General features: G+C 47.9%; 13 protein-coding genes and 1 other annotated feature. Of the genes, 5 read left to right on the top strand and 8 right to left on the bottom strand.

Translation table 11 applies throughout. From position 1 onward, the window contains the following. Positions 1–136: 136 nt before the first annotated feature. The 3 genes from dapB to T472_RS12470 are packed head-to-tail and all read right to left on the bottom strand — an operon-like array spanning position 137 to position 2,781. Positions 137–883, bottom strand: coding sequence for a 4-hydroxy-tetrahydrodipicolinate reductase (gene dapB / locus T472_RS12480; RefSeq protein ID WP_023388915.1), 747 nt, complete (start codon positions 881–883; stop codon positions 137–139). Continuing rightward, positions 876–1,769: a 4-hydroxy-tetrahydrodipicolinate synthase gene (gene dapA, locus T472_RS12475; protein WP_023388916.1), complete on the bottom strand. Its 894-nt coding sequence runs from the start codon at positions 1,767–1,769 to the stop codon at positions 876–878. The genes dapB and dapA overlap by 8 nt, the downstream gene beginning before the upstream one ends. Before the next feature lies 1 nt (position 1,770). Further along, positions 1,771–2,781, bottom strand: a complete 1,011-nt coding sequence (locus tag T472_RS12470; RefSeq protein ID WP_023388917.1) for an aspartate-semialdehyde dehydrogenase — start codon at positions 2,779–2,781, stop codon at positions 1,771–1,773. 112 nt (positions 2,782–2,893) lie between these two features. Between T472_RS12470 and T472_RS12465 the strand changes: the two genes are divergently transcribed. The 3 genes from T472_RS12465 (at position 2,894) to T472_RS12455 (ending at position 4,889) form a co-directional block, all read left to right on the top strand. Beyond that, the gene (locus tag T472_RS12465; protein WP_023388918.1) at positions 2,894–3,631 is read left to right on the top strand and encodes a class I SAM-dependent DNA methyltransferase; all 738 of its coding nucleotides are present in this window, start codon (positions 2,894–2,896) and stop codon (positions 3,629–3,631) included. Continuing rightward, entirely contained in the window at positions 3,631–4,518 is an 888-nt protein-coding gene (hslO, locus tag T472_RS12460) for an Hsp33 family molecular chaperone HslO (protein ID WP_023388919.1), read from the top strand. Before T472_RS12465 ends, hslO begins: the two co-directional genes overlap by 1 nt. 95 nt (positions 4,519–4,613) lie before the next feature. Then, positions 4,614–4,889 carry an HU family DNA-binding protein gene (locus T472_RS12455; protein WP_023863622.1) on the top strand — a complete coding sequence of 92 codons (276 nt, stop codon included), beginning with the start codon at positions 4,614–4,616 and terminating at the stop codon, positions 4,887–4,889. Between the two features lie 176 nt (positions 4,890–5,065). On the opposite strand, the gene T472_RS12450 is transcribed toward T472_RS12455, so the two are convergent. From T472_RS12450 to T472_RS12430, 5 genes are all read right to left on the bottom strand, one after another. Next, positions 5,066–6,805, bottom strand: coding sequence for an NADH-dependent [FeFe] hydrogenase, group A6 (locus T472_RS12450; protein WP_023388270.1), 1,740 nt, complete (start codon positions 6,803–6,805; stop codon positions 5,066–5,068). A 12-nt stretch (positions 6,806–6,817) separates the two neighbouring features. Next, entirely contained in the window at positions 6,818–8,626 is a 1,809-nt protein-coding gene (gene nuoF, locus T472_RS12445; RefSeq protein WP_242864810.1) for an NADH-quinone oxidoreductase subunit NuoF, read from the bottom strand. Between the two features lie 81 nt (positions 8,627–8,707). Beyond that, positions 8,708–9,184, bottom strand: a complete 477-nt coding sequence (locus tag T472_RS12440) for an NADH-quinone oxidoreductase subunit NuoE family protein (protein ID WP_023388268.1) — start codon at positions 9,182–9,184, stop codon at positions 8,708–8,710. A gap of 118 nt (positions 9,185–9,302) precedes the next feature. Beyond that, complete coding sequence (locus tag T472_RS12435; protein WP_023388267.1) at positions 9,303–10,043, bottom strand: DUF6873 family GME fold protein; 741 nt, start codon at positions 10,041–10,043, stop codon at positions 9,303–9,305. Then, complete coding sequence (locus T472_RS12430) at positions 10,030–10,371, bottom strand: hypothetical protein (protein WP_023388266.1); 342 nt, start codon at positions 10,369–10,371, stop codon at positions 10,030–10,032. Before T472_RS12430 ends, T472_RS12435 begins: the two co-directional genes overlap by 14 nt. 224 nt (positions 10,372–10,595) lie before the next feature. Continuing rightward, positions 10,596–10,808 (top strand) — a binding site (T-box leader). Positions 10,809–10,845: 37 nt separating this feature from the next. Between T472_RS12430 and thrS the strand changes: the two genes are divergently transcribed. Together thrS and T472_RS12420 are read left to right on the top strand one after the other, a co-directional pair. Continuing rightward, positions 10,846–12,816: a threonine--tRNA ligase gene (gene thrS / locus T472_RS12425; RefSeq protein WP_023388265.1), complete on the top strand. Its 1,971-nt coding sequence runs from the start codon at positions 10,846–10,848 to the stop codon at positions 12,814–12,816. Beyond that, positions 12,817–13,194 carry an HNH endonuclease gene (locus T472_RS12420; protein ID WP_023388264.1) on the top strand — a complete coding sequence of 126 codons (378 nt, stop codon included), beginning with the start codon at positions 12,817–12,819 and terminating at the stop codon, positions 13,192–13,194. The last annotated feature ends 189 nt before the right edge of the window (positions 13,195–13,383 follow it).

Below are 13,383 nucleotides of genomic sequence, written 5' to 3'. Positions count from 1 at the left end.
TATGGCTAATAGGAGTCCCATATCCTAACTTTTGCTCCAAAATAGGTATAACAATAGCAAAATCGACGAACCTTAAGTTAAGATTCGTCGATTTGTCTACAGTCTGAGCAGTTCCAAGAACTGCTGTTTTACTTTCTTATCCGAATAGCATCGAATCCATATTGTAGAGTCCCGGTCCTTTTCGTGTCATGTACTTTGTCGCTTCAAGAGCTCCCGCTGCGAAGACGTCCCTTGATATGGCCTTGTGGGTCAGCTCGATCACTTCGCCGGTACCAGCGAAAATGACCTCGTGGTCTCCTACTATAGAGCCTCCGCGTATCGAATGCATCCCGATGTCTGTCTTTTCTCTTTTCTTAATGCCTTCCCTGCCGAATACAAGGTTAGTCTCTGCATCCAGGGTCTGCTGGATTGCATCAGACAGCATAAGGGCAGTTCCGCTGGGGGCATCGATCTTTTCATTGTGGTGTTTTTCCACTATCTCGATATCATAGTTCTCATAAAGTATCTTCGTGTAATCTTTGAGTATCCTCGTGAGTATGTTGATCCCTAGGCTCATGTTGCCTGACCTGAAGATCGGACTTGTCTTCGATGCCTCGTTTATCCTCTCAACCTGCTCATTTGAATAGCCCGTTGTGCAAAGCACTGCAGGCTTTTCTTTCGCCTTTATGAAATCTAGTATGGGATAGAGGGAGTCAGCCCTGGAAAAGTCCAGAAGCACATCAAAATCCTCCTTGACATCCCAGAGGGATGGGTATACAGGATACTCCCTCACTGACTTCTTCGCATCCACGCCTGCAACTATCTGAACATCCTTGGAAGCTGCAAGGCTTGAAATGACGCCACCCATCTTTCCTGAAGCTCCGTTCAAAAGCACCTTAACCATTCTGACCTCCAAGCAGGCCAAAAGCCTTCATTGCAGTCTCAACCTTGACCAGGTTGGGTTCAGTTATCTCACACAGGGGAAGCCTCAATATCCCTGAGTCAAGACCTGCAAGCCGCATTGCAGCCTTAAGTGGTATAGGGTTTGTTTCAATGAACATGGCACTCGTGATGTCGAAGGTAGCCATCTGAAGCCTGAGTGCCTCCTTAACGTCTCCCCCGAGAAATGCCTTTGTCATATCACTGATTGCCTTCGGGATAAGGTTGCCGGTTACCGAGATGACTCCGTCACCGCCAAGTGCCATGATCGGTACCACCTGGTCGTCGTTGCCGGAGAATATCTGGAAATCTTCCGGAAGCAGCCTTCTGATTTTGGCAATCTGTGCGATGTCGCCTGAAGCTTCCTTCACTGCCTTGACATTGCCAAGTGTTGCAAGCCTCTGAAGGTTTTCAGCTGAAATGTTCATTCCGGTTCTTGAAGGAACGTTGTATACTACAATTGGTATGTTCACTTCATCGTTTATAGCCTTGAAATGCCTGTACAGGCCCTCCGGGCTTGTCTTGTTATAATATGGGTTTATTACGAGAAGCGCATCGGCTCCGACGCTCTCAGCGTATTTGCTCATCGCTACGCTTGCACTTGTGTTGTTGGTTCCAGTGCCTGCTATTACTGGTATCCTGCCAGCTATTACCTCGACGGTGAATCTGATCGCTTCCTTCTTTTCAGACTCTGACATTGTGGATGCTTCTCCGGTTGTACCGCAGATGACTATCGCATTTGTACCCTGCTCCACATGCCAGTTGAGAAGTGTCCTTAACCTGTCCCAGTCGATTCCTGTTTCCGTGAATGGAGTTATTATGGCTACTCCCGCACCTCTGAATATTGCCATGTTACTCTGCTCCTTCCAATAATCCCATTTCTGCAAGCTTCTCTGCTATCTGTACCGCGTTGAGTGCAGCTCCCTTCCTGATGTTGTCCGACACTATCCATAGGTTGAGTGTGTTCTTGTTGGAATAATCTCTCCTTATCCTACCGACATATACCGGGTCCTTTCCTGCCACGTACAGGGGCATTGGATATTTGAGATTGGCTGTATCATCTTCCACAACGACGCCTTCCGTATTGGAAAGAAGCTCGAACACTTCCTTGAGGTCGAAATCGCTCTTAAGCTCAACATTTACACTTTCGCTGTGGCTGGTCTCTACTGGGACCCTCACACATGTTGCTGTCACCCTTAGTTCAGGCAGGGAGAGGATCTTCCTGGTCTCATTGACCATCTTCATCTCTTCCTTCGTATATCCATTGTCAAGGAACGTGTCGATCTGAGGTATGAGGTTTCCTGCTATGTCATACTGGAACTTTTTGGGCTTCTCTCCCTTAAGTCCGTTCTGGAGGTCCATAATGCCCTGTATGCCTGCTCCGGCTACCGCCTGGTATGTTGAGTACACAACCCTTTCGAGGCCGTACCTGTCGGATAGAGCCTTAAGAACAGGCATTGCCTGTATTGTTGAGCAGTTTGGATTGGCAATAATTCCATTATGGTCCTTCAGCGCCTCCGGATTGACCTCAGGAACCACCAGCGGCACTTCCTTGTCCATCCTCCATGCGCTGGAGTTGTCAATTACTACGGCGCCTATCTCGACAAAGTACTTCGCAAACTCAAGGCTTGTGTCGCCGCCTGCAGAAAAAAGCGCAATATCTATATCCTTGTCAAGGATGTTCTCTTTTTTAAGCTCTATGACCTTATAGCTCTTGCCCTTATATTCGACTTCCTTGCCTGCTGATTTTTTAGAAGCATACATGTACAGGTTCCTTACAGGAAAGTTCTTTTCGGTAAGGATCTCCAGCATCTTTGTTCCAACAAGGCCGGTCGCACCTACTACCGCTACATCATATTGCATAATTAGTTACCTCCGCTTCAATAATTATTTCTATTATAGTATCATATTGATTAAAAATACAGCAAATGGTTCAATTATTTACAGGACAATGAATACATTTTTGGGAGGACCTATGGAAAGCTACTCAGGATTTTCAAAAGTATACGACAGGCTCATAATGGAGGATGTCGATTATGACGCTTTCGCAAGCTTCATCTTATCAATGAAGGAAGAGGGTGGGAGCTATATGGATGCTGCCTGCGGGACTGGAAACATTTCCCTGCGTATAGCCCCGTACTTCAGGGATACGACCCTAATCGACCTTTCGGAGGAAATGCTGACACTTGCTGTCAAAAAGCTTGATTCTCTTGGCATAAAGACCAGGGCATTCAACATACCCATGGAGGATATGCAGTTTGGTGAGTCCTTTTCATTGATCACATCGGTGCTTGATTCTGTAAACTACCTTGTTGAGGACGGCCAGGCAGAGAAGTTCTTCAGGGCGGCTTACGACCATCTCGAGGAAGATGGATTGCTCGTATTCGACATCAATTCGAGCTACAAGCTTACTGAAATACTGGGCAACAACGACTTCATATATACCTCAGACGATATAGTTTATACCTGGGAGAACTCGATAGAGGATGGCTTAGTCGAGATGTACCTGAACTTCTTTGTCAGGGAAGGGCGACTATATGAGAGGGTGGAGGAGCTCCATCATGAAAAAGTCTTTTCAGAGCCGGAACTTATTGATATACTTCATAGGATAGGCTTCAAAGACATCGAAGCGTGGGATTCCTATTCAAAGAAACGTCCTCATGAAGAAACTGAAAGGATCACATTCACAGCCTGGAAACGGAGGAAACAATAATGGACATACTGATCAAGGCGATGGCCCAGAACGGGGACGTCAGGATTATAGCTGCTGAGACCACAGGGATGGTCAGTGAGGCAGCAAGGATACACGGGACAAGCCCGACAGCTACTGCGGCATTCGGAAGGATGCTGACCGCAGGGTCGATAATGGGCTCAATGCTCAAGAACAGGGAGGATTCGATTACAATACAGATCGATGGAGGTGGACCTGCAAAAGGAATACTTGTCACCGGAAGGACAAACGGACTTGTCAAAGGTTATATTGTAAATCCTGAAGCTGACCTTCCGCTCAATCAAAAGGGAAAGCTTGATGTAGGCGGTCTTGTCGGAAGGGAAGGTAACCTTACTGTCATCATGGACCAGGGTCTCAGGGAGCCATACGTCAGCTCAGTCCCGCTCTATACAGGAGAAATCGCAGAGGACCTTGCCTATTACTATACAACTTCAGAGCAGCTGCCTTCAGCAGTCTCACTCGGAGTCCTTGTCGACACCGACGGATCGGTCAAAAAGGCCGGTGGCTTCATGATACAGATGATGCCGGGTGCCAATGAGCACATCGCAGACATCATCATGTACAGGCTGGAGGAGATTCCAAGCCTGACTGCAATGCTTTCAGAAGGCAAGTCAATTAAGGACATCATCTCCTATATCTTCGAGGACATGGGACTTGAGATCCATGAGGAGAAAGTCCCTGCGCTCTACTGCGACTGCTCCAGGGCATCAGTCGAGAAGGCGCTGATCTCGATCGGAACTGAGGAGCTCAGGAAGATATGTGATGATGGTAAAGACGAAGAACTTGTCTGCCACTTCTGCAACACTACCTATATATTCACGAACAGCGACCTTAAGAAGCTGATTTCGGAGCTTGAATCGGGAAAATAGCCTGAATATTAGGCAGAAACAGCCTTGGTACTTGATTTTCCAGATGATTTGAAGCATAATAGTACTTGCGTTTTATATTTTAAGGAGGACTGAAAATGAATAAAGCAGACCTGGTAGCAAAAATAGCGGAGAAAACCGCTTTCACAAAGAAGGATTCAGAGCTTGCCCTCAAGGCAGCGATCGAGACCATAGTCGAGGCACTCTCAGCAGGAGAGAAGGTACAGCTTTCAGGCTTCGGAACTTTCGAAGTCAAGGAGAGAAAGGCAAGGGTAGGAAGGAATCCAAAGACAAACGAGGAGATCCAGATACCGGCATTCAAGCAGCCGGCATTCAAGGCTGGCAAGGACCTCAAGGAAATAGTGAACGAGTAGTTCATTTCCTGAAAACTTATGTCATCATAACATAGCGTAATACGGAAAAGGCATGCTGCGGCATGCCTTTTTACATATCTTCACCAATTGACCTGAAGATCAGCTGAAATTATGAATTTCAGGACAGGGAAGGGTGAGCCTTCAAATCACCATCTGAAGGCTCACCCTTTTATTTGCTATTTGCTTCTTTCGAAATAAGTGGTATGAAGAAGCTCATGCGCAAGATGGCTTCCAGGCTCTCCGAGGAAGTTCTCATAGATTTCCTTGATAGCAGGGTTCTCATGTGATTTCCTTATCTCCATGCTCCTGTCTATCTCGTATATTCCCCTGGTCCTCTTCTTGATTATCTCAAGGTCTCCGTGGTGGTAGGGCTGACCGCCGCCGCCTACGCAGCCTCCCGGACATGCCATGATCTCTATTGCATGGTATTTGCTTTCGCCTTTCCTGATGCTTTCAAGGAGCTTCCTTGCGTTTCCAAGGCCATGTGCTACAGCTATGTTGAGACCAAGTTCGCCGATTTCAACCTTTGCTTCCCTTAAGCCCTGCATACCCCTGACTTCAACGAACTCCACGCTTTCAAGCGGCTTACCGGTTATGGTCTCAGCAGCGGTCCTTAATGCAGCCTCGATTACTCCGCCTGTAGCTCCGAATATTACAGCAGCGCCAGTTGACCTTCCTAGCGGATCGTCATAGTCTTCATCATGGAGCGACAGGAAGTCAATTCCAGCCTCCTTGATCATCCTTCCAAGCTCTCTTGTGGTTATTACCACGTCAACGTCCTGGAGTCCCTTGGACTCCAACTCCGGTCTTGCTGCCTCGTACTTCTTGGCAACGCATGGCATTACCGATACGACCACCATGTCTTCTCTCTTTAATCCCAGCTTGCTTGCAAGGTATGTCTTAGTTACTGCTCCGAACATCTCGTGCGGAGATTTGCATGTAGAAGGTATGTTCAGAAGGTCAGGGAACTGATGCTCGAAGAACTTGACCCATGCTGGACAGCAGGAGGTAAGTATCGGCAGGTTCGTCCCTTCAGTGACTCTTTCAATCAGCTCATGTGCCTCTTCCATTATAGTAAGGTCGGCAGCGAAGTCTGTATCGAATACGAAGTCGAATCCGAGGGTCTTGAGTGCTGAGACCATCTTTCCTGTAACTATAGTTCCCGGTGCAAGTCCGAAGAGTTCGCCAAGGGCTACCCTTACTGCAGGTGCGACCTGTACAACTACTGTCTTCTTCTTGTTCTCGAGAAGGTCCCATACCTTTGGCACATTGTCGACTTCGACAAGAGCTCCGGTTGGGCATACAGCGACACACTGTCCGCAGAATGTACATACGGTCTTGTGCATAGGCGCATTGAATGCAGGTCCGACGACTGTATCGAAGCCTCTGCCTACTCCTGAAAGGGCATAGACAGTCTGGACGTCGTTGCACATGGTTTCGCATCTTCTGCAAAGCACGCACTTCGACAGGTCCCTGTATATGGCCTTTGAAGCGGCATCCACTGGATAAGTAGACATTTCCCCGCTGTACCTTATGTTCCTGACACCAAGGTCCGCTGCCAGCTGCTGCAGTTCGCAGTCCTGGTTCTTAAGGCAGACGAGGCAATCCTTCGGATGGTCAGATATGAGCAGCTCGACCATGGTCCTTCTGGACTTTATCGCCCTCATGCTGTCCGTCTTTATTACCATACCCTCGAAAACGGGTGTCGAGCAGGCTGGTGCAAGGTTTCTTCTTCCTTCGACCTCGACTACGCAGACTCTGCAGGATGCACCCTTGTTTACCATCTTAATGTTGTGAAGGTCAAGGTGGCAGAGGGTCGGTATGTTGATATTCAGTTCTCTTGCGGCCTGGAGTATAGTTGCACCCTTAGGTACCATTATCTCCTTGTTATTGATCTTTACATGAACCATATCCATCTCAATACCCTCCTATACCTTCAATACGGCTTTGACAGGCTTAACCGGGCACGCTGTGTAGCAGGATCCGCACTTTATGCACTTCTCCTGGTCTATGACATGCCTTTCCCTGACCTTGCCGGATATGCAGCTCACCGGACAAGCCCTTGCGCACTTAGTGCAGCCAATGCAGAGCTCCGATATCTCGTATCTTACGAGATCCTTGCAGACTCCAGCCGGACATCTCTTGTCATGGACATGTGCCTTGTATTCATCCTCAAAATACTTGAGGGTTGAAAGGATAGGATTCGGTGCAGTCTGACCGAGAGCGCAGAGAGAAGTGTCCTTAATGGTCTCTGAAAGCTCCCTGAGCTTTACAAGGTCACTTGGTTCGCCCTTACCCTGGGTTATCTTTTCAAGGATCTCCATGAGCCTCTTGTTTCCGATCCTGCACGCGGTGCATTTTCCGCAGGATTCGTCGACAGTGAAGTCAAGGTAGAACTTTGCAATGTCAACCATGCAGTTATGCTCATCCATGACGATCATACCGCCGGATCCCATCATCGATCCTATTGCGCTGAGCGATTCGTAGTCGATAGGGGTGTCAAGGTCCTGTTCGGTGATGCAGCCGCCGGATGGTCCGCCAGTCTGCACAGCCTTGAACTTGTATCCTCCCTTTATTCCTCCTCCGATCTCGTAGATTATCTCCCTGAGTGTTGTTCCCATCGGGACTTCGACGAGGCCCACGTTGTTGACCTTGCCTGCAAGTGCGAAAACCTTGGTTCCCTTGCTTAGCTTGGTTCCGAAGTCAGCGAACCACTTTGATCCTTTGATCATAATTGCAGGAACGTTCGCCAGAGTCTCAACGTTGTTCACGCAGGTCGGCTTGCCCCAAAGCCCTGATTCAGCAGGGAAGGGGGGCTTTGTCGTAGGTTCGCCGCGCTTGCCCTCTATGCTGTGTATGAGCGCTGTTTCCTCGCCGCATACGAAGGCGCCTGCTCCAAGCTTTATTTCAATCTCGAAATTGAAGCCTGTACCGAAAATGTCCTTTCCGAGAAGTCCATAGTCTTCAGCCTGCTTTATAGCTATCCTCAGCCTCGATATTGCGAGTGGATACTCAGCCCTTATATAGATATAGCCTTTGTTCGCTCCAATGGCATATCCTCCGATCATGAGCGCCTCAAGCACGCTGTGAGGATCTCCTTCGAGGATGGACCTGTCCATGAATGCTCCCGGGTCTCCCTCGTCGGCATTGCAGACCATGTATTTTTCAGCTCCCGGGCTTCTGAGGGTTATGCCCCATTTCGAGCCTGTCGGGAATCCGGCTCCGCCTCTTCCTCTCAGTCCTGAATCCTTGATGACATCGACTACCTGCTGAGGTGTCATTTCTGTAAGAGCCCTACCCAGTGCAAGGTATCCGTCAAAGGCAATATACTCATCGATCTTCTCAGGATTGATCAGCCCGCAGTTCCTAAGAGCTACTCTTTCCTGTTTCTTGTAGAAGTTCATGCCATGCTGGGTCCTGATGAGTTCACTAGTGTCAGGGTCCTTGTAGAGAAGCCTCTCAACAACTTTTCCACCTAAGATATGTTCCTTTATTATCTCATCCACATCTGATGGCTTGACCTCAACATAGAATACATCATCCGGGAAAATCTTGACTATCGGTCCCTTTTCGCAGAATCCGAAGCAGCCGGTTATATGGGCGCTTACCTTGTCGCTTATCTTGTGCTTGTCTAACTCCGAATTGAAAAGGCTTACTATTTCCTTGGACTTAGCTGACTGGCATCCGGTTCCACCGCATACCAGGACTTCCTTCTTCGTATAATCCTGGCCTGTCATGTTCCTGAGAGTCACGAGTTCCAGGGAAGCATCCTTTATGGCTTTAAGGTCGTTTAATGTCCTAAGCATTTCCATACCCTCCTATACCTCGCACTCGCTGATGATCCTTGCGACATCTTCGGTGGTCACTCTTCCGTACACCTTGTCATTGACCATGACAACAGGCGCAAGCCCGCAGGCACCCACACACCTGAGCGAATCAAGCGTGAACAGCCCATCGATAGATGTTTCACCATTCTTGATCCTAAGCTGAGACTCGAGCTCCCTGAGTATGGCTTCAGCACCTCTGACGAAACATGCTGTCCCCATGCAGACATTGACTACGTTCTTTCCTCTCGGCGTAGTCGTGAAATAGGAATAGAAGCTGAGAACCCCGAATATCTTTGCTTTCGGAACATTGATCTTTTCACTTATATGGCTGATGACTTCTTCAGGCAGGTAACCGAAGAGATTCTGCGCTCTGTGAAGAACCAGTATCAGGTCGCTTTCCTTGGCGTCGATTTCTTCTATGAAATCATCCAGCTCTCTGGTCTTAGGATTGTCCTTTAAACTACACATATTCCACCTCATTGTTAAATTTTGGACAAATACACCATAAGTATACACTGCACTGCACATGTTTTCAATCTTTAGCGTTAAATATTTAACTTTTTTCTTAAATATAGTATTATTATTGTCAATTCCTTTTCTTAAAGACCTGCAGCACCGAACCCCTGTCCTTGAGTCTTCCTTTTCTCACCTCTACCGGGATGGCGCCCGAACTTTTTATGAATTCCCTCAGCTCCCTGCCCATGACATATTCATTCAAATTCCCGCTGACAAGTACCAGCCTGTCTGTGCCCGCCATAACCATTGACAGGCATCCTCCTAAAAATCCGTAGTCGAATCCCTCCAATTCAACATCGCCATAGGGGGAGATGAATACCCTGAATCCATTTTCTGATAACGCAGCTGCCACTCCTCTATCATTGGTTGCAAAACATCCGTCCCCGATATACGAAGTTGAGCACCGTCCGTATCCCTGCCTGACGTCGATCAGTCTGAGTCCCTGCCTTATCGCCTCCTCAAGAAGAGCTCCATCGGTGATGTCAGTCCTGTGTACCAGTGCACCGCCTCCGATGGAAGCATTCAAAATAACGTGTCCGGGGTAGGGGAGAGCCAGTGCAGATAAGGACTGCACGCACTCTACTCCATGCCCCTGTAATTCCCGCAGTTTGACCTTTGAAATACCTCTGTGGCAAATAAGCCTGTCTCCTACAGGAGCGAACTGAAGGTCCGGATGACCCTTTACTCCCTCATATAGAAAGTCCAGACATTCTGCTGCCACGACCTTGAATCCGAGTGACTCAATCACGCGGACTTCACAATCAGGTGTCCTGGGATCTGCAATCAGAATGCTTTCTTCACTTCCTGCCATACCAGAACTCACCCGGGACCTGCCTCACTACGAAAGTAAGCTTGTCACCCTCTATCCCGGAGAACTTGACAGCCTCGTCCCTGAAGATCGATGCCATCTCGTCCCTTGTTTCGCTAGACATTTCGATCCTTGTCACTGCCTCGCCAAGGATGAAATCACAGCTTTCAGATGCTGTGTCGGTCCTGAACTCGGATTCGTATATTATCACATGCACAGCATTGTCAGGCATCTTGAGAAGTGATGAAAGCCTGTAATTGAGGGAACTGATGAGCTGGTTCTTCCTTGCATGTCCCGAGCACCTCGGGATATGTATTATGACGTGTACCATACCTAACCTCCTTGAATCTATGGGTACATTATACAATAATCGAACACTATAATTAAGAAACAATGATTGAATTTTCTAAACCTTTACAAGTCTGCAGAAATATGCCTTGAATATGACAAACTAAAAATATTGTGAATGATATATCAAATACAATCCATCCTCTAATTATGCCAAAAATTGTTGATCATTGACTGCCTGACTTTTATTCACTATAATATTTGTAATGAAAGACCTTGAACAGGAAAATAGTGGATGGCAGTACAAAGAGATCGGGTCCTCCGGCTGAAAGACCCGAAACGAAAATCCATGAAAAACCACCTGGGAGTCTCCTGCGAAGACTTATCGTATAAGCATGGACGTTTGCCGCGTTAAGGCGTTTTGAGTGGAAGGCAGCGATGCCTTCAATCAGGGTGGAACCGCGACGACTCGTCCCTTTTATTGGGACGGGTCTTCTTTATTTTAAGGAGGGTTATGATGTTGAAACTTGAACTCTATGACGGAAAGATTCTTGAAGTCGAAAAGGGTACTACTGTAATCGAGGCTGCTGCAAAGATCTCGGAGGGACTTGCCCGTAACGCAATGGCTGGCAAGCTGAATGGAAAGACAGCTGACCTCAGGGATGAAATCACTGAAGATTCGAGGTTTGAGGTGAAGACCTTTGACAGCGAAGAGGGGAGACACGCTTTCAGGCACACCGCATCACATGTCATGGCACTTGCTGTCAAAAGGCTTTTCCCTGACATTAAGCTTGCGATAGGACCTGCCATCGAGGATGGCTTCTACTATGACTTTGACAAGGATGGAAGCTTCACCTACGAGGACCTGGCAAGGATCGAGGATGAGATGAGGGTCATCGTGAAGGAGGACCTGAAGCTTGAGAGGTTCACACTTCCAAGATTTGAAGCCCTCAAGCTCATGGAAGAGCTTGATGAACCCTATAAGGTGGAGCTCATTAACGACCTGCCTGAGGACGCAGTCATCTCGTTCTACAGGATGGGTGATTTCACAGACCTCTGCGCCGGACCTCATCTAATGTCAACAAGAAACATCAAGGCTGTGAAGCTGACTCAGATCGCAGGCGCTTACTGGAGAGGTTCCGAGAAGAACAAGATGCTTTCAAGGATCTATGGAACCGCGTTCCCGAAGAAATCAGAGCTTGATGCATATCTCGCTATGATCGAGGAGGCGAAGAAGAGAGACCACAACAAGCTGGGAAGAGAGCTTAACCTGTTCACAACAGCTGAGGAAGTCGGCCAGGGCCTTCCGCTTATCAAGCCGAAGGGTGCCAAGATACTCCAGATATTGAAGAGATGGATAGAGGACCTCGAGGAATCCAGAGGATATGTTTACACACAGACTCCGTATCTCGCTAAATCTGACCTGTACAAGATATCGGGACACTGGGACCATTACAAGGACGGTATGTTCCTCATGGGAGACGAGGAGAAGGATGATGAGATCCTCTCACTCAGACCGATGACATGCCCGTTCCAGTTCACAATATACAACAGTGAACAGCATAGCTACAGGGAGCTTCCAATAAGGTACGCTGAAACATCCACTCTTTTCAGGAATGAGTCTTCAGGTGAAATGCACGGACTGATAAGAGTCAGGCAGTTCACAATATCAGAGGGTCATCTTGTCGTAAGGCCTGACCAGATAGAGGAAGAGTTCAAGGGAGTGCTCCAACTCATTGACCATGTCATGGATATCCTTGGGATGAAGGACGGCATTTCCTACAGGTTCTCAAAGTGGGACCCGAACAACAGGGCCAAGTACATCGACAATCCTGTGGCTTGGGAAGATACCCAGAACAAGATGAGGACGATCCTTGACCATGTCGGTCTGGACTATGAGGAGGCTGAAGGCGAAGCTGCGTTCTACGGACCTAAGCTTGACCTGCAGTACAAGAACGTACATGGAAAAGAGGATACCATCATTACCATACAGATCGACTTCGCGCTTCCTGAAAGGTTCCATATGTACTATGTGGATTCAGACGGTTCCAAGAAGAGACCGTATGTAATACACAGGACATCAATCGGATGCTACGAGAGGACTCTGGCCATGCTCATAGAGAAGTACGCAGGCGCATTCCCTCTGTGGCTTTCACCGGTACAGGTAAAGCTTCTGCCGATATCAGAGAGGTTCCATGACTATGTTGACATGGTGGCATCAGAAATGAAGGCAGCAGGCATAAGGATTGAGGCTGACTACAGGTCTGAAAAGATCGGATACAAGATAAGGGAAGCCAGACTTGAAAGGGATCCTTACATTGTCATCATCGGAGAGCAGGAAGAGGCTAGCGGCACACTTTCAGTCAGGTCCAGGGAAAAGGGTGACGAAGGTGCACAGGACAAGACAGCCTTTATCGAAAGAGTGGTAAGGGAGAACAGGGAAAAATACAACTACCACAAGAACATCAAGACCGAACAGGAGGCGTAGATGGCAGAAAACGCCTGCAGGGTCTGCGGAAGGCCAGGCGACAAGCACCATATAGTCCACAGGGAGGAGGGAGGCATCGACTTCCCTCTGAATGTCATATACCTTTGCAGGGAGCATCACAACGGAAGACACGGTCCGCACAGGGACCCGGAAACCGACCTTCTATATAAGAAGGAGATGCACGACAAGCTTGCAGGCCTCTTCGTCAGGAAATACTACAACAAACAGGAGATCCAGGAACTGACCGGGGTAACGAATTCCACGCTTCTAAGCCTTTCAAAGGCTCTCAGGAAGCATAAGGAGGGTTACCTGAACATCGACATAATCTACTACCTGATGAGCGGGTTCGTTCTAAAGGAAGATGAGTATACTGAGTAGATTGAGGTTGCACAAATGTGCAGCCTTTTTTTTCATGGAAAATACGATGTTGTATGTTAATTTCTTAATTAATCTTTAATATTTTATCAAACGCTCCAAAGAGATAATGAGAGCAATTTCGAGAAAACAGGAGCTATAGGCTCCTATTTTGCATTATTCACGAAATTGTAAGTTCTTTGTGCAGGCTAT

It is taken from the genome of Youngiibacter fragilis 232.1 (genome assembly GCF_000495435.3).
Taxonomy (GTDB): domain Bacteria; phylum Bacillota; class Clostridia; order Clostridiales; family Clostridiaceae; genus Youngiibacter; species Youngiibacter fragilis.
Note: the sequence above shows the minus strand (reverse complement) of the source record. Positions and strands in the feature narration are given on the sequence as shown.

What these genes read in the sequence shown, in the direction of transcription:
- dapB (WP_023388915.1), bottom strand. Translation starts at nt 883, where the DNA reads ATGGTTAAGGTGCTTTTGAACGGAGCTTCAGGAAAGATGGGTGGCGTC.
- dapA (WP_023388916.1), bottom strand. Translation starts at nt 1,769, where the DNA reads ATGGCAATATTCAGAGGTGCGGGAGTAGCCATAATAACTCCATTCACG.
- T472_RS12470 (WP_023388917.1), bottom strand. Translation starts at nt 2,781, where the DNA reads ATGCAATATGATGTAGCGGTAGTAGGTGCGACCGGCCTTGTTGGAACA.
- T472_RS12465 (WP_023388918.1), top strand. Translation starts at nt 2,894, where the DNA reads ATGGAAAGCTACTCAGGATTTTCAAAAGTATACGACAGGCTCATAATG.
- hslO (WP_023388919.1), top strand. Translation starts at nt 3,631, where the DNA reads ATGGACATACTGATCAAGGCGATGGCCCAGAACGGGGACGTCAGGATT.
- T472_RS12455 (WP_023863622.1), top strand. Translation starts at nt 4,614, where the DNA reads ATGAATAAAGCAGACCTGGTAGCAAAAATAGCGGAGAAAACCGCTTTC.
- T472_RS12450 (WP_023388270.1), bottom strand. Translation starts at nt 6,805, where the DNA reads ATGGATATGGTTCATGTAAAGATCAATAACAAGGAGATAATGGTACCT.
- nuoF (WP_242864810.1), bottom strand. Translation starts at nt 8,626, where the DNA reads ATGACAGGCCAGGATTATACGAAGAAGGAAGTCCTGGTATGCGGTGGA.
- T472_RS12440 (WP_023388268.1), bottom strand. Translation starts at nt 9,184, where the DNA reads ATGTGTAGTTTAAAGGACAATCCTAAGACCAGAGAGCTGGATGATTTC.
- T472_RS12435 (WP_023388267.1), bottom strand. Translation starts at nt 10,043, where the DNA reads ATGGCAGGAAGTGAAGAAAGCATTCTGATTGCAGATCCCAGGACACCT.
- T472_RS12430 (WP_023388266.1), bottom strand. Translation starts at nt 10,371, where the DNA reads ATGGTACACGTCATAATACATATCCCGAGGTGCTCGGGACATGCAAGG.
- thrS (WP_023388265.1), top strand. Translation starts at nt 10,846, where the DNA reads ATGTTGAAACTTGAACTCTATGACGGAAAGATTCTTGAAGTCGAAAAG.
- T472_RS12420 (WP_023388264.1), top strand. Translation starts at nt 12,817, where the DNA reads ATGGCAGAAAACGCCTGCAGGGTCTGCGGAAGGCCAGGCGACAAGCAC.